Origin of the sequence: Nocardioides sp. NPDC127514 (assembly GCF_040302125.1) — a bacterium.
Taxonomy (GTDB): domain Bacteria; phylum Actinomycetota; class Actinomycetes; order Propionibacteriales; family Nocardioidaceae; genus Nocardioides.
This window is the reverse complement of record NZ_JBEORF010000009.1, coordinates 1-19540: the sequence shown is the minus strand read 5'-3', so window position 1 is coordinate 19540 and position 19540 is coordinate 1. Positions and strand designations below refer to the sequence as shown.

General features: G+C 72.0%; 21 protein-coding genes. 5 read left to right on the top strand and 16 right to left on the bottom strand.

Annotated features, from left to right (window positions below):
• Positions 1 to 44 precede the first annotated feature (44 nt).
• From ABTX24_RS08795 to ABTX24_RS08780, 4 genes are all read right to left on the bottom strand, one after another.
• Positions 45 to 722 (bottom strand): hypothetical protein, encoded by a 678-nt coding sequence (locus ABTX24_RS08795; RefSeq protein ID WP_350838918.1) that lies wholly within the window; start codon positions 720 to 722, stop codon positions 45 to 47.
• A gap of 102 nt (positions 723 to 824) precedes the next feature.
• Entirely contained in the window at positions 825 to 2162 is a 1338-nt protein-coding gene (locus ABTX24_RS08790; RefSeq protein ID WP_350838916.1) for an MFS transporter, read from the bottom strand.
• A 25-nt stretch (positions 2163 to 2187) separates the two neighbouring features.
• The gene (locus tag ABTX24_RS08785) at positions 2188 to 3201 is read right to left on the bottom strand and encodes a PDR/VanB family oxidoreductase (protein ID WP_350838914.1); all 1014 of its coding nucleotides are present in this window, start codon (positions 3199 to 3201) and stop codon (positions 2188 to 2190) included.
• Positions 3202 to 3211: 10 nt separating this feature from the next.
• Positions 3212 to 4315 (bottom strand): aromatic ring-hydroxylating dioxygenase subunit alpha, encoded by a 1104-nt coding sequence (locus ABTX24_RS08780; protein ID WP_350838912.1) that lies wholly within the window; start codon positions 4313 to 4315, stop codon positions 3212 to 3214.
• A gap of 116 nt (positions 4316 to 4431) precedes the next feature.
• On the opposite strand from ABTX24_RS08780, the gene ABTX24_RS08775 reads away from it, so the two are divergent.
• On the top strand, positions 4432 to 5025 hold the full coding sequence (locus tag ABTX24_RS08775) for a PadR family transcriptional regulator (RefSeq protein ID WP_350838910.1): 594 nt from the start codon (positions 4432 to 4434) through the stop codon (positions 5023 to 5025).
• Positions 5026 to 5035: 10 nt separating this feature from the next.
• On the opposite strand, the gene ABTX24_RS08770 is transcribed toward ABTX24_RS08775, so the two are convergent.
• Genes ABTX24_RS08770 through ABTX24_RS08740 form a run of 7 tightly spaced genes read right to left on the bottom strand, consistent with a single transcriptional unit; the run spans position 5036 to position 10461 of the window.
• Entirely contained in the window at positions 5036 to 6187 is a 1152-nt protein-coding gene (locus ABTX24_RS08770; protein ID WP_350838908.1) for a sensor histidine kinase, read from the bottom strand.
• Positions 6184 to 6870: a response regulator transcription factor gene (locus tag ABTX24_RS08765; protein WP_350838906.1), complete on the bottom strand. Its 687-nt coding sequence runs from the start codon at positions 6868 to 6870 to the stop codon at positions 6184 to 6186. Before ABTX24_RS08765 ends, ABTX24_RS08770 begins: the two co-directional genes overlap by 4 nt.
• A gap of 4 nt (positions 6871 to 6874) precedes the next feature.
• A complete protein-coding gene (locus ABTX24_RS08760; protein ID WP_350838904.1) occupies positions 6875 to 7309 on the bottom strand; it encodes a hypothetical protein in 435 nt (144 codons plus the stop codon).
• Complete coding sequence (locus tag ABTX24_RS08755) at positions 7309 to 8451, bottom strand: molybdopterin-dependent oxidoreductase (RefSeq protein ID WP_350838902.1); 1143 nt, start codon at positions 8449 to 8451, stop codon at positions 7309 to 7311. Before ABTX24_RS08755 ends, ABTX24_RS08760 begins: the two co-directional genes overlap by 1 nt.
• Entirely contained in the window at positions 8448 to 9140 is a 693-nt protein-coding gene (locus ABTX24_RS08750; protein ID WP_350838900.1) for a methyltransferase domain-containing protein, read from the bottom strand. The genes ABTX24_RS08755 and ABTX24_RS08750 overlap by 4 nt, the downstream gene beginning before the upstream one ends.
• Entirely contained in the window at positions 9137 to 9796 is a 660-nt protein-coding gene (locus ABTX24_RS08745) for a TIGR04282 family arsenosugar biosynthesis glycosyltransferase (RefSeq protein ID WP_350838898.1), read from the bottom strand. Before ABTX24_RS08745 ends, ABTX24_RS08750 begins: the two co-directional genes overlap by 4 nt.
• Entirely contained in the window at positions 9793 to 10461 is a 669-nt protein-coding gene (locus ABTX24_RS08740) for a glycosyltransferase family 2 protein (protein WP_160026348.1), read from the bottom strand. The genes ABTX24_RS08745 and ABTX24_RS08740 overlap by 4 nt, the downstream gene beginning before the upstream one ends.
• 113 nt (positions 10462 to 10574) lie before the next feature.
• Between ABTX24_RS08740 and ABTX24_RS08735 the strand changes: the two genes are divergently transcribed.
• Positions 10575 to 11906, top strand: coding sequence for a hypothetical protein (locus ABTX24_RS08735; protein WP_350838896.1), 1332 nt, complete (start codon positions 10575 to 10577; stop codon positions 11904 to 11906).
• Positions 11907 to 11908: 2 nt separating this feature from the next.
• Here the strand turns inward: ABTX24_RS08735 and ABTX24_RS08730 are convergent, their stop codons facing one another.
• Together ABTX24_RS08730 and ABTX24_RS08725 are read right to left on the bottom strand one after the other, a co-directional pair.
• Positions 11909 to 12955: an NAD-dependent epimerase/dehydratase family protein gene (locus ABTX24_RS08730; RefSeq protein WP_350838894.1), complete on the bottom strand. Its 1047-nt coding sequence runs from the start codon at positions 12953 to 12955 to the stop codon at positions 11909 to 11911.
• The gene (locus ABTX24_RS08725; RefSeq protein ID WP_350838892.1) at positions 12952 to 13767 is read right to left on the bottom strand and encodes an S-methyl-5'-thioadenosine phosphorylase; all 816 of its coding nucleotides are present in this window, start codon (positions 13765 to 13767) and stop codon (positions 12952 to 12954) included. Before ABTX24_RS08725 ends, ABTX24_RS08730 begins: the two co-directional genes overlap by 4 nt.
• A 117-nt stretch (positions 13768 to 13884) precedes the next feature.
• Between ABTX24_RS08725 and ABTX24_RS08720 the strand changes: the two genes are divergently transcribed.
• Positions 13885 to 14598: an HNH endonuclease family protein gene (locus tag ABTX24_RS08720; RefSeq protein ID WP_350838890.1), complete on the top strand. Its 714-nt coding sequence runs from the start codon at positions 13885 to 13887 to the stop codon at positions 14596 to 14598.
• Between the two features lie 12 nt (positions 14599 to 14610).
• Here ABTX24_RS08720 and ABTX24_RS08715 read toward each other — a convergent pair whose 3' ends face one another.
• Entirely contained in the window at positions 14611 to 15609 is a 999-nt protein-coding gene (locus ABTX24_RS08715) for a hypothetical protein (protein WP_350713689.1), read from the bottom strand.
• A gap of 171 nt (positions 15610 to 15780) precedes the next feature.
• Between ABTX24_RS08715 and ABTX24_RS08710 the strand changes: the two genes are divergently transcribed.
• Complete coding sequence (locus ABTX24_RS08710; protein WP_350713688.1) at positions 15781 to 16158, top strand: hypothetical protein; 378 nt, start codon at positions 15781 to 15783, stop codon at positions 16156 to 16158.
• Here ABTX24_RS08710 and ABTX24_RS08705 read toward each other — a convergent pair.
• The gene (locus tag ABTX24_RS08705; protein ID WP_350838888.1) at positions 16127 to 17371 is read right to left on the bottom strand and encodes an MFS transporter; all 1245 of its coding nucleotides are present in this window, start codon (positions 17369 to 17371) and stop codon (positions 16127 to 16129) included. The two genes, ABTX24_RS08710 and ABTX24_RS08705, sit on opposite strands and share 32 nt — an antisense overlap.
• A gap of 3 nt (positions 17372 to 17374) precedes the next feature.
• The gene (locus tag ABTX24_RS08700; RefSeq protein WP_350838886.1) at positions 17375 to 17959 is read right to left on the bottom strand and encodes an ArsR/SmtB family transcription factor; all 585 of its coding nucleotides are present in this window, start codon (positions 17957 to 17959) and stop codon (positions 17375 to 17377) included.
• 109 nt (positions 17960 to 18068) lie between these two features.
• Here ABTX24_RS08700 and ABTX24_RS08695 point away from each other — a divergent pair, with 109 nt between their 5' ends.
• Positions 18069 to 19421 (top strand): FAD/NAD(P)-binding protein, encoded by a 1353-nt coding sequence (locus tag ABTX24_RS08695; protein ID WP_350838884.1) that lies wholly within the window; start codon positions 18069 to 18071, stop codon positions 19419 to 19421.
• Positions 19422 to 19540: the final 119 nt, after the last annotated feature.

The window sequence follows — 19540 nt, the reverse complement described above, 5'->3', positions numbered from 1 at the left end:
TCTTCTCCACCGTACGCCGCGGTGGAGGCGACCGGCGTGAGGGATCAGCAGCCGTCGCGGAGCAGTCCGGGCTGGCGGCCGACGGAGACCTCGATGAACTCGATCTTCGCGTCGCGGGTGTTGCCGGAGAGCAGGAAGCCGATCCAGCGGTCGCCTTCCTGGACGAGCCAGGTCGTCTGGCCGTAGTCGTTGTTCCCCTGGGAGCCGGTCCCGTAGATGTCCTTGAGGACCATCAGGGAGTCGCCGATCGTGACGCCGCGAGCGGTCTCCAGGACGGGCTTGCTCATCCCGAAGGAGGCGATCTCGCCCTGCTGGTCGTAGATGACGTCGACGCCTTCGCCGACCTGGTCGACCCACTTCCAGTGCCTGCCCTCGCAGATCTCCTCGCGCGCGGTGTCGCGGGTCATCCAGCCCTGCTGCACGAGAGAACGTACGTTGCCCTCGGCCTTGATCCTCCCGAAGGCTCCAGGAGCCAGCGGGCCGCCCCAGTCGAGGTTCGGCGTCGGAGTGGCCGTGATCGGGACCTCGGACGGGGCCGGCGTCGGTGTCGGAGTCGTGGACGGTTCCGAGGACGGCGCTGAGGACGGGGCCGAGGAGGACGGGGCGGCGGAGGGTGACCCGGCCGAGGGGGCGGGGTCGCTCCCGCACCCGGCGAGGCCGAGCAGACCGACCACGGCGGTCGCCGCGAGCGCGGCACGGAGCTGGATGCGGGATGTGGACATGGTGGACTCCTCGTCGGTCGTACGCCCCGAGCGGGCGTCCTGCCGATCTAGACGGTCCACGGCCCGTCCCGGTTGCAGCCGGGACGGGCCGAATCCCCGCGCCTAGGCCGAGGCCATGTCGGGTACGGTCCGAGCGGCCTGCCCGGTCCGCAGGAAGAGCAGCGCGACGGCGGAGATCGCGACCACGACGGCAGCGCCGACGTACAGGTTGACCGGGGTCCACGAGGCGTCGAGCAGGCGCCCGGCGAGCATCGGCGACAGGATCGCCCCGATGCGACCGATGCCGATCGCCCAGCCCATGCCGGTGCTGCGGATCTCGGTGCCGTAGACGGCCGGGGTGATCGTGTAGAGGCCGGCGATGCAGCCGTTGATGAGCGCCCCGACGAGCACGCCGATGACGAGCGCGACGGTGAGCAGGGCCGTGCTGGTGATGAAGACGACCATCGTCAGCGCCGAGAGCACCGTGAAGCCGATCAGCACCAGGCGGCTGTCCAGCCGGGAGGCGACGAGGCCGTAGAGGACCGAGCCGGCGGTGCCGCCCAGCGCCAGCATCATGCCGGCGGTGACCGCGTCCGCCTCGGACATCCCGGAGGTCACCAGCAGCTGCGGGGTCCAGCTGTTGACGAAGTAGAAGCCGAACATCGTGGCCAGGAACGCCACCCAGATGAGCAGCGTCGAACGGCGCAGGTCAGTACCCAGCAGGACGCCGGGGTTGCCGCTGCGGTGCCGGGTCGTCGGTCGCGGCGCGGCCTCGAGCGCGTCCGAGGTGATCGCGGGCTGACCGAGCCGCCCGAGGATCCGGTTGATCCGCTCGATGGCCTGGCGCGGCCGGCGCTGGACCAGGAAGTCGACAGACTCGGGCAGCAGCACCACGAGGAGAATCAGCGCGATCCCGGTCGCGACGCCGCCGGCGACGAAGACGCTGCGCCAGCCGAGGTCGGCCAGCATGCCGCGCGCCGCGACGCCGCCCAGGGTGGCGCCGATGCCGTATCCCGCCGTGTAGAGGCCGATCGCCAGACCGCGCCAGCGGGCCGAGGCGTACTCGCTCGCGATCACGTTGGTGCTCGCCAGGATGCCGCCGACGCCGAGCCCGGTGACGACGCGGGCGAGGCCGAGCAGGACGGCGGACGGGGCGGCCGCGGAGAGCAGCATGCCGAGGGTCGCCAGACCGACGCTGATCAGGATCAGCGGACGACGGCCGATGACGTCGGCGACCGGAGCCAGCGCCAGCGAGCCGACCGCCATGCCGACGAGCCCGGCACTCAGCAGCACGCCGAGCTCCGAGCCGCTCAGCGCGAACTCCTCGGTCAGCGAGGAGGCGGTGAAGGCCATCGCCATCACGTCGAATCCGTCCAGACAGTTCAGCAGGACGCAGAGGGCGACGACCATCCACTGGTAGGGAGTCATCGCGGCGGCGTCGATGCGCGCACGAAGGTTCATCTCGGATCTCTTTCGGGGTGGGGTTTCACGGAAGGTGGAGGGTCACGGCAGCGGGGTCGGCCGAGCCCGACCCCGACTCGCCGCGGGCGGCGCGAGCGACGCAGAGGCACAAGGACGCGTACGTCTCCTTCTGCTGCTGGCTCAGGAAGACGTCTCGGTGGTCGATCCGGCCGCTGACGCCGAGGACCTTGACCTGGCAGATCCCGCACTCGCCCTTGCGGCAGTCCCACATCACGTCGACGCCGGCGTCCTCGAGCGCGTCGAGCATCGAGCTGTCCTTGCCGACGCGGACCGAGCGGTCGAGCTGGGGGAGGTGCACGACGAAGTCCTCCGCCGCCCAGGCGCCGCTGCTGCCGAAGGTCTCGAACCGCAGGTTGGGCTCGGGCAGCTCATGGGCCACCCAGGCGCGGCGGATCGCGTCCATCAGCCGGATCGGCCCGCACATGTACATCTCGGTCCGCGTCGGAGCGGCCGAGGCGGCGATCTCGCCGACCAGCGCCTCCACGTCGAGGCGTACGTCCTCGTCGTCGACGAACACCCGCACGCGATCGCCGTGCACCTCGACGAGCTCGTCGAGGTGGGCCATGACCGCACGCCGCCGGCCGGCGAGAACGAGCGTGTAGTCGGCGCCGCGGCGGCGCAGGGTGTCGGCCATCGCCACCAGCGCGGTGATGCCGATGCCACCGGCGACCAGCACGTAGCGGTCGGCGCCGACCCCGAGCGGAAAGCTCTGGACCGGACCGGTCATCTCGACGACGTCCCCGACGCAGAGGCCGTGCATGTGGCGCGATCCGCCGCGGGACGCCGGCGCCAGCTGGACTCCGAGGGTGAGCCGGCGGCCACCGTCCTCGGAGCGGACGACCGAGTACGACCGCTTGCGGACGTGCCCGTCGAGGTCGAGCCGGAGGTCGACGTGGGTGCCGGGCGCGGCGTGGACGGGGCGGTCGGGGCAGAGCACGATGCGGCGTACGCCTTCGGCGAGGTCATCGGTCTCGACGACACGGCCCTGCTGCCACCAGGTCTGGGTGTTCACTGCCATGGCGGCCGCCTCACTTCGCGGCCGCGGCGGCGGGGAGACCCTCCGCCTGCAGCATGCGGTCCAGGATCCGGCGTACCCACATCCCGCCGGCGTCGATGTTGAGGCTGTAGAACTCGTGCTCCGGGTTGGCGTCGATCGCACGCTGCTGCGCGGCGAGCATCTCCTCGTCCTCGCCGAAGACGCCGTGGACGCCTTGGCGCAGCTGGGTCGTGATCGTCTGGCTCTCCAGGCGGTAGTTGCGCATGAAGGCCCAGAAGTAGTGCGACGTGCGCGCGGTCTCGGGGGTGATCGTGTTCATCACGAAGCCGTTGACGCCCTGGCTGCGGTCGCCCTCGGGGGCGCCGGTGCCGGCCTTGGCGACGCCGACGTCGATGCGGATCGTCGAGGGGGCCTCGAAGTGGATGATCTGCCAGCGGTCGACCTTCCCGCTGAAGCCGGGGAACCGGTCGCGCATGTTCTTGAGCCAGAACGGTGGCGCGTCGATGTCGCGCATCCAGCGGGTCACGGTCACGCCGCGGTCGGTGTGGCTCACCTCGAACTCGGCCTCGGAGAGCTCGTCCTGCCCGATGCTCGAGCTGTGCACGAACTCCTCGTGGGTGAGGTCCATCAGGTTGTCGAGCACCAACTGGTAGTTGCAGGGCGCGTAGATCGTCTCGCCGTCGCCGGCCCACTCCGGGGAGTCCATCTGCTCCATGTCGGGAACCGTGCTGGGGTCGGCGAGGTCCGGGTCGCCCACCCAGACCCACACGTAGCGATGGCGCTCCACGACCGGGTAGGACGGGACGACCGCGCTCGGATTGATCGTCTCCTGCGCGGGCATGCTCGTGCAGCGGCCGGCCGAGTTGTAGCGCAGCCCGTGGTAGGGGCACTGGATCTCGTCGCCGAGCACCTTGCCCTTCGACAGCGGCGCGAGCCGGTGCCAGCAGGCGTCGGCGAGCGCGACGGCGCGGCCGTCGCTGTTGCGCCACAGCGCCAGCGGGCGGTCGGCGATGGTGCGGGCGAGCGGCTGCTTCGCGGTCACCTCGTGGTCCCAGGCCGCGACGTACCAGGCGTTGCGGGGGAAGTTGAAGATCTTGCTGGCGGCGGTGACCGGAGGTGAATCCAGGATGGTCATGGGGAAACTCCCTATGGAGATAGGTGTTGTGCTCGTCACAAACTACCTATCTCTATAGTTAGTGGCAAGAGGCGGGTACGCTCGCGCCACGATCACTGCGTCGAGAGGGGGTCACGATGTCGCTGAGGTTCGCGCTGCTCGCGCTGCTCACCTCACGCCCGATGACCGGCTACGACGTCTCCAAGCAGTTCAGCCAGTCGGTGGCCCACGTCTGGCACGCCCCCGACTCGCAGATCTACCCGGAGCTGAACCGGATGGAGCGCGACGGCCTGCTCGAGTCGGCGGTCGTGCCGTGGGGCAAGAAGGGCACCAAGAAGGAGTACGCCGTCACCGAGGCCGGGATCGCGGCCTTCCGGGAGTGGATGGACTCGCCCATCGAGATCCGCCGGCAGCGGGAGCCCGCCTACCTCAAGGCCGCCTACCTGGAGTGGGCAGAACCCGGCGCCGCGCGCACCGAGCTGGAGCAGTTCCGCGATCACTGGACCGAGCACCTGGCGATGCTCGAGGCCACCCGGGCCACGCTCGTCGACCGCAGCCACCCCACGCTCGCCAGTCGGCTCGAGCACTACGACGCGAGCCAATGGGACCGGATCGTGCGCTACAAGATCTTCGCCTACGACGGCCTGATCGACCAGGCGCGTGCCGCGGTCGCCTGGGCCGAGCGCGGCCTCGTGCTCGTCGACGAGCTGGAGGGCTCGACCGTCGAATGAGCCGGCGTGGTCATGCCGGCAGGCGTACGTGGAACCGGCAGCCGGTCGCGGCTGGAAGGTTCTCCACCCAGACCCGGCCGCGGTGTGCGTCGACGAGGCCCTTGACGATGGCGAGACCGAACCCTGCGCCCTGAGCGCTGGTGCCGTCGGCGCCCTCCGGCACGGCCGGGGTGCGGGCGGAGCTGCCCTGCCAGCCGAGATCGAAGACCCGCTCCATGTCGCCCGGATCCAGGCCGCCACAGCCGTCGCTGACGCTGAGGTCGACGCTGCGTACGTCTCCGGGGGCCATCTGGCAGCGCACCTCCACGGTGCCGTCGGCGGGGGTGTGGCGGATGGCGTTCATCAGCAGGTTGGAGACGACGCGGGACAGGCTGGCCGGGTCTGCGGTGATCTCGAGGCCGTCCTCGACCTGGCCGCCGAGCCGGACCCGCCGCTCTCGGGCGACCGGATCGGCCCCGGCCAGCGCCTCGCTGACCAGATCGCCGAGCAGGACCGGCTCCGGTGTCAGGGTGAGGGCGCCGGCCTGGATCCGGGAGAGCTCGAAGAGGTCGTCCACGAGCCGGGCCAGACGCTCGACCTCGACGCGGATGCGCTGGTGGTAGCGGTGCGGGTCGGCGGCGATCCCGTCCTCGAGCGCCTCGGCCATCGCCCGTAGACCCGAGAGCGGCGTACGCAGGTCGTGGGCCACCCAGGAGACCAGCTCGCGCCGGGACTCCTCGAGCCGGGCCTCCCGTGCGCTCGCCTCCTCGAGCCGACGCTGGGTCTCGGCGAGCTCGGCCGACAGCGAGCGGAGCTCGCGCGGTCCGCTCTCCGCGGGCTGCTGATGACCGCCGAGCGCCATCTCCCGGGCCTGCTGCTGGACCGCGCCCGACCAGCGCACCATCGCGGAGCCGATGACGAACGCCACCAGGATCGCCACCACCACGGCGATCGAGGTGACCACGGTGATGACCTGCAGGTCGTGGCCGGAGAGGAACATGAGCCAGGCGACGCCGAGTACGCCGCCGAAGACCGTCAGCACCGCGACGGCGGCGGCCAGGGTGAGCTGCCAGCGGATCGACCAGCGCCGCGTCAGCCAGGCGACCAAGAGCCCGACCAGGCCGACGGCGAGACCGGCGCCCGCGGCGACGAGGGCGATCTGGACGGCGTCGGCGGTCTTCACGCCGTCACCTCCGCGGTCTCCCAGCGGTAGCCGACGCCCCAGACCGTCACCAGCCGCTCCGGCCGGGTCGGGTCGGACTCGATCTTCTCCCGCAGCCGGCGTACGTGGACCGTCACCGTCGAGCGGTCGCCGATCGTCCATCCCCAGACGTGCTCGAGCAGGTCCTCCCGGGTGAAGGCCTTGCCCGGATGGGCGATCAGGTAGCGGAGCAGGTCGAACTCCCGGGTGGTCAAGGACAGCTCGGTCCCGGCGTTGGTCGCCACTCGCCGGTCGGCGTCGACCACCAGGGAGCCGTCGGAGACGACGCCGCCCTCGCCGGAGTGGCCGGTGCGCTTGAGCACCGAGTCGACGCGCAGCACCAGCTCCCGCGGGCTGAACGGCTTGCCGACGTAGTCGTCGGCGCCCAGCTCGAGCCCCATGATCCGGTCGGCCTCGCTGCCGAGCGCGGTGAGCATGATGATCGGCACCTCGCCCGCCTGCCGCAGCCGCCGGCACACCTCCAGGCCGTCGATACCGGGCAGCATCAGGTCGAGGATCACGATGTCCGCGGGCCGCTCGCTCATCGCGCGCAGCGCCTGCTCGCCGTCCCCGGCCTCGACGACGTCGTGCGAGCCCGCGCGCAGGTAGGAGGCCAGCACCTCGCGAACGGTGAGGTCGTCGTCGACCACGAGCACACGTGCCATGGGCCTACTCCTCCTCGGTGTTCGCTCGGACGGGCTGTCGTGAGCGTAGTTCGCCGAGCGCGACGGCGACACCGGCGCACACGCACAGCGCCGCGAAGACCAGCAGGCCCTGGGTGTAGTCGCGGTCCAGCAGCGTCGGGTTGTCCGGCTTCGCGCCGAACCGGCCGAGGACCGGGATCGCGATCAGGGTGGCGGGACCGAGCAGCACGAGAACCGTGACAGCGCCCCGGGCGACCGCCCTGGGCAGCAGCCGGCCACCGAGCCAGCCGAGCCCGAGCACGGCCGGAGCCAGGATCCCGTCGTGGATGACGACCGCCGCCGCGAGCCAGAGGACGACCTCGACGATCTGGCCGAGGTCCTGCCGGCTCACCAGCAGCCAGGCGCCGTACGCCATCCCGACCGCTCCGAGGAGGATCAGCGCTCCGCGCATGCCTCTCATCAGAGCACCTCGATCCGGGAGACCCATTTGGTCTGCATGACCCCGGGACGGTCGGGCGCGATCAGCCGGACCGGGTAGCCGTGGTCCATCGAGAGCGTCTCTCCGTCGAGCATGAGGGCCATCAGGGTCCGGTCGTCATCGGCGAAGTTCGGCGGAAGCACCGTGTCGGCCGAGGCGCTGAACGTCTGGATGGACCGGACCCGCACCTCGCGCGCCGGCGGGGCGCCGACCAGGTCGAGCAGGTCGCGGAGACGTACGCCGCCCCACTCGCCCGAGGCGCTCCAGCCCTCGACGCAGGCGATCGGGAGGGTGTGGGTGCGCTGCTTCATGGCGACCAGGTCGTCGCGGGTCAGCGACCGGGTCGTGGTGCCGTGGACGAGCTCGAGCCGGTAGGCGGAGCTGCTCGCCTCGGCCACCACCCCGGCCGAGTGCGCGGTGCGGTTGATCGGGATGCCGTGCTCACGGGAACGTGGCGACAGGGCGGCGATCCGGCTGAGGCCGGGGACGGTGCCCGCCGCATAGAGCACGGCGGCGGCGACCGCGGACGTGCCGGCCAGGGCGAGCACGCCGCGTCGGCTGACCGGTCCGGGCCCGACCGCGTTCGGCCGGTCGTGGGAGGTGTCGTCGACGTCGCCCGTCAAGGCGTCGCGCACGACCGGCAGCTTCACCGCGATGTGGACCAGCAGCGCTCCGACGGCGACGAACGCGAGCGCGTAATGGGTGCTGCGGAAGCTGAAGCCCCACGGATACCACTGCGCGACGTTGAGCAGGCCGGTGGCGAGCTGGACCAGCGAGGTGCTGACCAGAACCGCGATGGAGCCACGCTCCAGCGCCGTCGGCAGTGCCTCACGGACCTGCCGCGGCACCGGCTGGAAGAGCTTGGGGAAGACGACCCACAGCTTGACCAGCAGCAGCGGGATCGCCGCGGTGCCGGCGACTACGTGCAGGCCCTGGGTCAGCTGGTAGAGCCGCGACGGGCTGGCCGGGAGCGGCACCGGCTGATGGTCGAGCTGGGCGTAGTGGCTGATCAGGCCTGTCACGAGCGCGACCAGGAAGCAGACGCCGAGCCAGAGCCCGACCCGCGCGGCGACCGCCGCGCTGCGCAGGCGCGAGGTGAAGGAGTCCTCGGAGGGGATCCTCATGCTGCCTCCTCCACGAGTACGGCGACCCAGCGGCCGCCGGCTGGGGTGAATGGGGCCGGGGGGACTGGCCGGGGCTGTGTCCGGCGGTGTGGCAGCGGCTCGAGCCGTTTCACCGCGAGCCCGACCTCGGCCGCGATCGATCCGATCGCATCGGCGCCGATGACCGCCCACGGGAACGTCGAGGAGCCACCGCACCGGCAGACCAGTTCCGCGAGCAGCGGGCCGCTCGGTGTCCCGGGCGGGTGCACCTCGGCGACCACGCGGCCGCCCGGCACCAGCAGCCGGCGTACGCGGGCGAGGAGGGCGAGCGGGTCGCCGCCGATGCCGAGGTTGCCGTCGGCGAGGAGAGCGGTCGTCCACCAGCCCTCACCGGGCAACGGCTCGAAGAGGTCGCGACAGACCGCGCGGCCACCTCGGGCCTCGGTCTGGGCGACCGCTTCCGGGACGACGTCGACGCCGAGGGACGGCAGCCCGCGGGCGGCCAGAGCGGCGGTCATCCTGCCGGGGCCGCAGCCGAGATCGACCGTCGGTCCGGCGCAGTAGGAGATCAGGGCGAGGTCCGCCGCGTCGGCGGTGCGGGTCCAGTCCTCGACCGGAAGTCGCGAGGACCTGCCGTCGACGCTCACCACCCGGCACTTCTCGCTGGCGAAGGCATGCGCGAACGCCGACTCGGCCGTCGCCGCGGTCATCGGGCGACCCGGGCGATCTCGGCCGCGACCCGCGCGAAGCGGGTGTGCGGGGCGGCTGCTGCGACCGGAGCGACGTCGGCCAGATGGTCGACGTCGCGCAGCTGCTCGCCGGCGGTGACCCGGAGGCCGAGTCCTTCGAGGGCGGAGCGGGTGGCTGCGTACGTCTGGGGGGTGGACATGGGGACGTCGCGCAGCGCGGTGGCCGCCGACGGGTCGCGGAGCGCCAGGGCCCACCAGCCGCCGTCCTCGGCCGGAGCGAGCACGGCATCGGCCGCCTCCAGGCCGTCGGCCACGGCCATCAGTCCGGCCGGGCTCACCTGCGGGGTGTCCATGCCGATCTGCACCACCGGTCCGGAGACCTCGGCGTGGGCGTTCGCGAGTCGCTCGCCGAGTCCGTCTCCGTGTTGCGGGGCGAGAGTCCACCCCGCGAGAGCGGCCCGGATCTCGTCCGCCCGGACCGCTTCGGCGAGATCGCCGGAGAGGGCCAGCCGGCATCGGTCCGGTCCCACGGCCAGTGTGCAGGCCTCGATCGTGTCCAGCAGCGCGGCCGCCGCGACGGCGGTGGCGGCCGTCTTCCCGACGTCGGCCGCGAGCCGGGTCTTCACCAGCCCGGGCACCGGTGCCTTGGCAACGAGGAGGAGCGTCGGCTCAATCACGAGAGCACCCGCCAGAAGTCGTACGCCGCCCGCAGGCTGCCCCGCACGGAGCCGGAGACCTTCGAGCGGGTCCCTGCGGTCCGAGGGTGGTAGTCGACGTCGATCTCGTGGACCCGCCAGCCGGCGCGGGCGGCACGATCGAGGAGTTCGACGGGATAGCCCGAGCGCCGGTCCTCCACGCCGAGGCCGAGCAGCGCTTCCCGGCGAGCCGCGCGCAGCGGCGCGATGTCACGTACCCGCAGGCCGGTGCGACGCCGCAGCGCGGCCAGGACCAGCCGGTTGCCGACCCTGGCGTGCCACGGCTGAGCGCCGGGGGTCACCGGCCTGCGGCAGCCCAGCGCGAGGTCGGCCTCGTCGCGCCTGATCGTCTCGACCAGAGGCAGCGCGGCCGCGGGATCGAACGAGCCGTCTCCGTCCATCACCACGACGTAGGGAGCGGTCGCGGCCAGCAGCCCGGCGTGCACCGCCGCCCCGTATCCCGGCCGGGACTCCGACACCACCCGCGCCCCCTGCGCGCGGGCGACGTCGGCGGTGCCGTCGGTCGAACCGTTGTCGACGACGATCACGGAGAGCCCCGCCGGCACCCGTGGCAGCAGCTCGCGCAGAGCTGCGGCCTCGTCGCGGCAGGGCAGCACAAGGTCTATGTCTGGGCTGGTCTCGGCCATGCGAACGACTCTAGGAACGAGCCGCCGCCGATGGGGCCCGCAGATCTTACGGTCCGGTGACGGGGCCCGTGCGCCGGCGGCCATCGGGCCGCCGCGGACCTACGCTCGCAGTCGTGAACTCCTCAGCTCACCGCGCCGCCCTGGTGGGGCTCGTCGTCACGCTCGTGCTCATCGTGGCGGCGGTCGTCGTGCCGCCCCTGCTCGACTGGCAGGTGTGGCCGCGCGTGCACCTCGACGACGGCACGTTCCCTCCGCTCCACGGATATCCGCAGGTCAAGGTGGGTATCGGCACGGTCCCCGCGGTCCTGCTCGCGCTCGCGTCGTTGCGCTGGGCCGATCCGATGGCGAGGCGGCTGCCGTGGCGGCGCCTGCTCCTGGTCGCGTACGCCGCGGGGCTGGTGTGGCTGCTGGCGCTGGCGCTGGTGGACGGCCCCGAGGGCATCTCGCGGGTGCTGGGGAACCCGACGGAGTACCTCGAGACGGCCAGGGCGGTCGACGACGTACCGGGTCTGCTGCGCGAGTACGTCTCCCGGATCCCCTACGACGCCCCGGAGGGGAACTGGCCGGTGCACATCGCCGGCCACCCGCCCGGGATGGTGCTCTTCTTCGTGCTCCTGGTGAAGGTCGGCCTCGGTGGTGACCTCGCCGCCGGCCTGGTCGTCGTCGCCCTCGCCGCGACCTTGCCGCTGGCGGTCATGACGACGGTCCGTGTCCTCGGCGCCGAGGAGACGGCACGGGCGGCGGCGCCGTACCTGGTCCTGTCTCCGAGCGCGGTGTTCCTGGCGGTGTCGGCCGATGCGGTGATGGCGGTCGCGGTCGCCTGGGGGATGTGCTGTCTCGCCCTCGCCTGCCGGGCCGGGGCCGGTCGCGGCTGGCCGTGGGCGGTCCTCGCCGGCCTGCTCCTCGGCTACGTCGTGATGATGTCGTACGGCCTCCCGCTCACCGGTGTGCTCGCGCTCGCCGTGCTCTGGCTCGGCCGGGGCTGGTGGGTGCTGCCGGTCGCGGCGGCATCGGCGCTAGCGGTGGTCCTCACCTTCGCCGCCGGCGGTTTCGCCTGGTGGGAGGCGTATCCGGTGCTGGTCGACCGCTACTGGGACGGACTGGCGAACGAGCGGCCGGGCGCCTACTGGACCTGGGGGAACCTGGCCGCGCTCGCGCTCAGCGCCGGGCCGCTCGTCGGCGCCGGGCTCGGCGCCACCTGGGCGGCCCGCCGCGAACAGGCCGACCGGGTGGTCGTCGTGCTGGTCGCGGCCGCGGTGATCATGGTCGCTCTCGCCGACGCCTCCCAGATGAGCCGGGCGGAGGTGGAGCGGATCTGGCTGCCGTTCATGCCCTGGCTCACCCTCGGCTGCGCCCTGCTGCCCGAGCGCTGGCGACGGCCCGGCCTGGCCGTGCAGCTCCTCACCGCGCTGCTCGTCCAGCACCTGCTCTACACGAGCTGGTGATCCTAGGACCGCAGCGGCGCGGTCGCGAAGGCCGGCAGACCGACCTCCGGCAGCACCTCGGCGCGGAAGCCGAGCTCCTTCTCCGCGAGCTCCGGGGACGCGACGACATGGCGTACGTCGCCGATCCGGTAGCGCCCGGTGACCACCGGCTCCACCTGCGTCCGGGTTCCGCGGGCGACCAGCGAGGCCACTTCGCTGATCGTGACCGGGTGGCCGGACGCGACGTTGTAGGCCGCCAGCTCCCCGCGTGGGCGCTCGGAGGTCGCCTCCAGTGCCGCCAGGTTGGCGCGGGCCACGTCGTCGACGTGGACGAAGTCGCGCTGCTGGCCGCCGTCCTCGAACACCTGCGGTGCCTCGCCCCGCTCGAGGGAGGACCGGAAGATGGCGGCGACCCCGGAGTAGGGCGTGTCCGCGGGCATGTGCGGCCCGTAGACGTTGTGGTAGCGCAGCGCGATCGCGGTCGCGTCGGCCTGACGAGCCCACGCGGAGGCGTAGTGCTCCTGGGCGACCTTGCTGGCGGCGTACGAGCTGCGCGGGTCGAGCCGGGCGGACTCGGCCACCGCCGCCCAGGTCAGTGCGCCGCCGCAGAGGTCGCAGTGGTTCTCGAAGTCGCCGGAGTCGAGCGCGGCCCGCGAGCGCGGCGGGGGGACCCGGTCGCCGTGGGTCGCGCAGACGTAGCGGCCCTCGCCGTAGACGACCATCGAGGAGGCGAGCACCAGCCGGGAGACCCCGTGCTCGCTCATCGCGGCCAGGAGCGCGGCGGTGCCGAGGTCGTTGTGCGCGGCGTACAGCGGGAGGTCGGCCACGGTCACCCCGGCACCGACGACCGCGGCCTGGTGGCACACCGCGTCGATGCCGTCCAGCAGATCGCCCCAGCCGACGGCGTCGCGTACGTCGAGGAGGTTCGTCCCGGGCGGCACCTCGGCCGCCTCGCCGTGGGCCATCGGCAACAGCACGTCGACGCGTTCGACCTCGTGGCCCGCATCCTCCAGCACCCGGCCGATCGCGGTGCCGATGAAGCCGGCGGACCCGGTGAGCAGGACCCTCATGGGATCTCGTAGGCGAGGGTCTTGCCCTCGGCCCAGGTCGAGCACGAGCATCCGGCCGGGTCGGGCAGGCCCTCGATCGTGTCGGCCAGGATGGTGCGCATCCGCTCCAGGTTGGCCGCGAAGAGCGCGTAGACGTCGTCCTCGTCGACGCCCTCGCCCTCGGCCGCGCCCGCGTCCATGTCGGTGACCAGGCACAACGGCGCGTAACACATCCGTAGCTCGCGGGCGAGCGCCGCCTCGGGAGCGCCTGTCATCCCGACCAGCGTCCAGCCCTGGGCGGCATGGTGGATCGACTCCGCGCGGGTCGAGAACCGCGGACCCTCGATCACGATGAGCGTGCCGCCGACCTTCACGGAGGGGTCGGCGACGACGTACGCCTTGGCGATCCGCGCGCAGTAGGGGTCGGCCAGAGGTACGTGGGTGGCGCCGCTCTCCACGTAGCTCGGGATCCGGCGCCAGGTGCGGTCGACGAGCTGGTCGGGGGTGACCAGGTCGCCGGTGGCGACGGCATCCGGCCGGAGACCGCCGACGGCGCTGGGGGAGAGCACCTGGGTCACGCCCAGCGACCTCAGCGCCCAGAGGTTCGCGCGGTAGGGGATCGCGTGCGGCGGGTACTCGTGCGAGCGGCCGTGGCGGGGCACGAAGGCCACCGACCGCCCGGCGACCGTCCCCACCGTGACCGGCGCGGACGGATCGCCGTAGGGAGTCTCGACCGCCACCTCCTCGGCATCGGTCAGGAACTCGTAGAGCCCGGTCCCGCCGATGACCCCGACCTCGGCGCGCGGTGCCTGTCCCATGTCCAGCCCAGTCATGCCTTCACTCTGCCAGCGCTGATCCGCGGGCGACAGGGTTCGGCACATCCGTCATCGTTCGGTAATACCTGCGGTGCGGCGGATCGATGTCGGTGGTCGCGGGCACAATGCGACGGCGTGGGGAGACGTACGTCGCTGGGAGTGCTGGTCGTCCTGCTGGCGATCGCTGGCTGGGCGGTCTCGTTGTGGCTGCCCGAGGACGCGCCGGCGACACGACGTACGCCGCCGGTGGCGACCGCGGAGCCTTCGGCGGGGCCGGTCGACGTGCCCGCGGCTCGTGGTGATCTCGCGGATCTGGCGACGGTCGCGAGGCGACCCGACGGGCTGGTCGCCTACGCGCGAACGTCGTTCGGCGGGAGCTGGGCGGACAGCGACGGCAACGGGTGCAACCAGCGCGACGACGTGCTCCTGCGCGACGCCGTCGAGGTGCGGACCCGGCCGCAGGGGCGCTGCGACCACGACGTGCTCGCCGGGACCTGGGTCGACCCCTACACCGGCCGACGCCTGGTCTTCACCGACCTGAAGGAGCCCCGGCAGGCTCAGGCGATCCAGATCGACCACGTCGTGCCGCTCTCGGAGGCCTGGCGCTCCGGCGCGAGCGGCTGGTCCCCGGACCGGCGCCGCGCCTTCGCCAACGACCTGGGCAACCTGCTCGCCGTCGACGGCCCGACCAACATGAGCAAGAGCGACGACGACCCGGCGGGCTGGCGTCCGCGGAAGGGGTTCCAGTGTGCGTACGCAGCCCGCTGGATCGAGACCAAGGCGCGCTGGTCGCTCGCCGCCGACGTCAGCGAGCGACGGGCGCTCGAGGAGATGCTCGGCTACTGCTGAGCGGCCTGGGACTCAGACCGCCCGGCGATAGATGGCCATCGCGCGGTCGTACGCCTCCCACGCCCGCCAGGACTCCAGCGCCCGCTCGCCCTGGGGCTTGAGGCCGTCGACCTTGTGATAGGACTCACCGCTCGCGTACTGCGACTCCCTGCCCGTCACCAGCGAGAGCAGCATCGGCAGGACGCTCTCGTCGGTGACCGTGATCGTGCCGACCTGGAAGGTCTGCCGCACCCACTCGGCCCGCTGGTCCGAGCCCAGGACGAGCACCACGGGCAGCTGCGACGCCCGGACGATCGCGTCCAGGATCGGCCCGAGGCCGTCCGGGACCCAGCGCTCGCCCGGCGGCGGGGTCGGCGCTTTGGGAATGCTCATGGTCGTGTACGCGGGGACCTGGCCGGTCAGCGGTCCGGCGATCTTCTCGACGACCTTCGGTGCCGGGTCGGGAGCGACGTCCGCAGCGACCTCCGCAGCGACCTCCGGAGCGGGCTTGTCGCCGGCCCTCCGGCGGGGCCTGATCGCGGGGATCTTCGAGGTGAAGGTGAAGCTGCCGGTGCGGGTGGGGTCGATGTGTCGCCCGGGGGCCGGCTCGGGCGCCCGGCCGAGGGTCGAGGTCGGCGCCGGGGCCGTGGCGGTGGTGACCAGCTCGGCCGCGTGCTTCCCGTGCGTCCGGATCGAGCCGTCCGCGGCGAACTCGAAGAGCGCGACCCGGACCCGGTCTGCCCACTCGACCGCGTCCACGGTGTAGCCCGCGCGGCTGAACAGCGCGACCGTCCGGGCGTCGTAGGCGTAGCCCGCGCCGCGTACGGCACAGACGCTGCGCGCCTCCGTCGGTGAGCGGGTGAGCACCACCTGTGCGACCACGACGTTGTCCGGCCGGCCGCCGATGATGTCGACGTCGGCGGCCGCGGTGCTGCCTGATGGGGCGGCGTCGGGCCAGCCGAGGGTGTGCAGATGCTCCGCGGCGTACTTCTCGGCTTCTTCGCCCGTTCTGGGCTGCCTCGGCGGTGCCAACGTAGGGTCCTTCCTCGATCCTCCACTCGGGCCTCCCTGCCCGATCGAGATTGGGAGGGATGATAGGCCCGCTGCGTACGTCTTGTCCGGCGGGGTGGCGAATCGGGTCGCGCTGTTCGCTCCTGGCGGATCCAGCCACGTTTGTCGGTGCTCGCCGCTAGCGTGATGTTCATGAGGCGCCCGCATGAGAACGTCGCTACGGTCCTGGTGGACCCGCGCGTTCTGGGGGACATCGAGATCGAGCTGATGGCGCTCGACATGCCGCTGTGGCGGGTGTGCGCGGCGCCGATCGTGAAGGACGGGCAGCGGCTCGCCTTCCAGGTCCGTCACCGGCTGCTGATGTCCAAGCGGGGCGAGTGGGACTGCGCCAAGGACTGGGTCCCGGTCTGGATCGGCTTCGGCTCGAGCTGGGCGTTCCCCGGCGAGGCCATCCCGTGGCCGGCCCACAAGGCGCTGTGGACGCTCCTGGAGGGCTACTCCGACCAGGTCCGCTACAACAAGCGGCTCGGCGGCATCCCTAGGATCCCACGGTTGCGGGAAGCCTGTTAGGCCGCTCGATCTGCTTCCAGGTCGGGTCGATCGCGGGGAACATCGTGACCACGAAGTACGCGATCCCGCAGGTCACCAGGGCTGTGGTCAGGCCGAACGCCGAGACCAAGCCACCCCCGAGCAGCCCGCCGAGCGGCATCAGCCCCCACGCGAAGGCCGAGATCAGCGACATCACCCGACCGAGCACGTGGGCAGGGATCCGCTCGAACTGGATCGCTCCGAGGATCGGGTTGATGAACCCGCTGCTCGTCCCGCCGATCGCGAACACCACGAACACCACCCACAGCGGTGCCCCGAAGGCGATCACCAGGAACCGTGGGATCCCGGTGATGAGGAAGCAGACCAGGTACGTCGGGTAGCGGCGGATCCGGTCGCCGAGCGCCGCGGCCACGGCCGATCCCACCGCGGAGAAGCCGGAGAAGGTGGTGAACAGCAGGCCGATCGTCTCGGGACCGGCGTGCTGCTGGCCCCATACCGGCATCAGCACGCTGCTCCAGGCCAGGTCGATCAGGTTGGTCAGGGCGACCATGAACGCGATCCCGAGGAGCACCCGGTCGCGGCGGAGGAAGTGCCAGCCCTCGGCGAGCTGCGCCCGGTAGGGCGCGGGGCGTGCGGGGTGCTCCTCGGGCTCCGGGCCTCGGGCCCGCGCCAGCCCGGCGGTCGTCACGGCGAGCACCAGAGCGCCGAGGGCGAACGAGGCGGCGTCGATGATGATCGCGTGGGTCGCGCCGACCAGGCCGATCAGCAGACCCGCCGCGGCGGCGCCGAGCATCGAGGCGGTGCGCTCGACGAACGAGTGGAGCCCGGTGGCCCGCTCCGTCGGCACCCCGGCCGCCTCGACCAGCTGCGGGATCATCGACGACTTCGCGGAGTCACCGGGGCCGCGCAGCGCGCCGGCGAGGGCGACGAGCGCGAGCAGGATCGGGAAGTGCAGCAGGTCTGCGACGTACAGCAGGGGGATGAGGCCGACCACGACGGCCGAGCCGAGGTCGCAGGCGATCGCGACCCGGCGTGGGCCGATCCGGTCGATGATCGGGCCGCCGAAGATCTTGCTGAGCACGAGCGGTGTCATCTCGAAGAGCGCGATCAGACCGGCCTTGGCGGGACTGCCGGTCGTCTCGAGCACGAACCAGGGCAGCGCCAGCATCGAGATGCGGGTGCCGACCAGCGAGATGGTCTCGGCGGCGAGCCAGCCGTAGAGGGGGAGCTTCATGGCCTATCTCTCCTGGTCATCTCTCGTGTCGGTGCTGACGTGACCCGGCAGCGGGAAGACGTGGAACTGGAACATCACGGCCTCGCCCTCCGGCTCCTCCTCCAGGTCGTCGATGATCTTGTTGACCTGCTCCTCGACGCGTGAGGCCTGGGCGGGTGTCAGCCGGACGACGCGGTCGTTGAGACCGAAGGCCTCGCGCCACTCCTGGGGGAGGAGTGCCCGCTCCTCGATCGCCTCCTGGAGGCGCTGGGCGTAGATGGTGACGACCGTCTGCAGGTAGGCGTCGAGGGTCTCGCGGCCCTCGGCGGTGTCCGGTACGTCGCTGTCACCGGTCACGGTCGCCTGGTGAGCGGCCCTCCACCAGCGCTCCCGGGCGTTGCCGCGGCCCTCGTCGTCCTCGATGAAGCCGTGCTGCGCGAGCTGCCGGAGGTGGTAGGACGTCGCGCCGGAGTTGATGCCGAGCCGGGCGGCCAACGTGGTCGCCGTCGCCGGTCCGTCGACGCGGAGGATCCCGAGCATGCGTACGCGCAGGGGGTGGGTGAGGGCCTTGAGCTGGTCGACTCCGGGGACGATCTCGCGTGCTGCCATGGGTCCACCGTAGACTGCAAAGAGATCTTTGCAAATAGATTTATGCGGTTCGTCTGTAAATCGAGTAACCCGGTGAACAAAGCCTGGATAACGCAGTTACCCTGTCCGGGTGACGACAGACGCCGCGCCGCCCCCGCCGACCTCCAGCCCGACGGTGGCGATCATCGGGGGAGGAGCCAGCGGCACGCTGACCGCGATCAACCTGCTCCGCCGCGGTGCTTCGGTGACGCTGTTCGAGTCGCGCGGAGAGCCCGGCTACGGAGTGGCCTACTCGACCACCGACGGCCGCCATCTCCTCAACGTCCGGGCCAACAACATGTCGGGCTTCCCCGACGACCGTGACGACCTGCTCGACTGGGCGGCCGAGGTCGGCATCGAGCTCGGCCCGATCGACTTCCTGCCCAGGCGCGACTACGCGCGCTATCTGCGCGACCGGCTCGCTCACGCGGCCGAGGCCGGTCCCGGGAGGCTGGAGACGGTCGGCGAGACGGTCATCGACGTCGAGCCGGTCGGTGCCGGTTTCCGGGTCTTGACCGGCGACGACGAAGGCCATGTCGCCGACGCCGTCGTCCTCGCCTACGGCAACCCGCCGCCCCAGCCGCTGGCCGGACTGCCCGAGGCGCCGTGGAACCTGTCGGACCCCTGGGACGTGGCCCGGATCAGCGCCCTGCCCGTCGACGCGACCGTACTCGTCGTCGGCACCGGCCTGACCGCTGTCGACACCACCGTCACGCTCCTCGACGACGCTCCGGAGCGCCGGGTGATCATGGTGAGCCGCCACGGCCTGGTCCCCAACCCCCACGTCGACGACCAGTTCACCTCCTGGGTGACCCCGATCCCCGACGGCCCGCTGACCGCCGACGGCATCGCCTCGCTCGTACGCGAGCAGATCGAGCACGCGGCCGGCCTCGGTGTCGACTGGCGTGCCGTCATCGACGGCCTCCGTGGCCCGACCCAGTCGATCTGGCGCCGCCTGCCCGAGCCGGAGCGCCGTCGCTTCCGCGAGGTCTACGCCCGCGAGTGGGAGGTACGCCGCCACCGCATGGCTCCGCGCATCGCCGCCCTCCTCGACGCCTACCAGGCCGAGGGGCGCCTGGAGATCTTCGGCGGCGGGGTGCTCGGCTGCCGGGTGGACGCTGCCGACCAGCCGGTCGTCTCCCTGGCCGACGGCGACCGCGAGGTCACCGCGGTGATCAACTGCACCGGCCCCTCACCCGACATCACCCGCACCGACAACCCGCTCCTGCTCGCGCTCCAGAAGCGCGGCCTGATCGCCCCCGACCCGCTGCGCCTCGGCATCGACGTCACCGAGGACGGCCACGTCATCGGAGCAGACGGCAGCGTCGTACCCAATCTTCTGACCGTCGGCCCGCCCTGCAAGGGCGCGCTCTACGAGGCCACCGCCATCCCCGAGATCCGGGGCCAAGCAGCGGCAGTAGCCGCCCACCTCACCGCCGAATAGGCAGTTCTGGCGGTCGAGAAATCAGTTGTGGGCGACGAAACTGACGTTTACACGAAGCCGGAGAACGCCGAGGTGCCGAGCTGGTCGAGTGCGGTGTAGCCCGAGAGGCCGACCTGGGC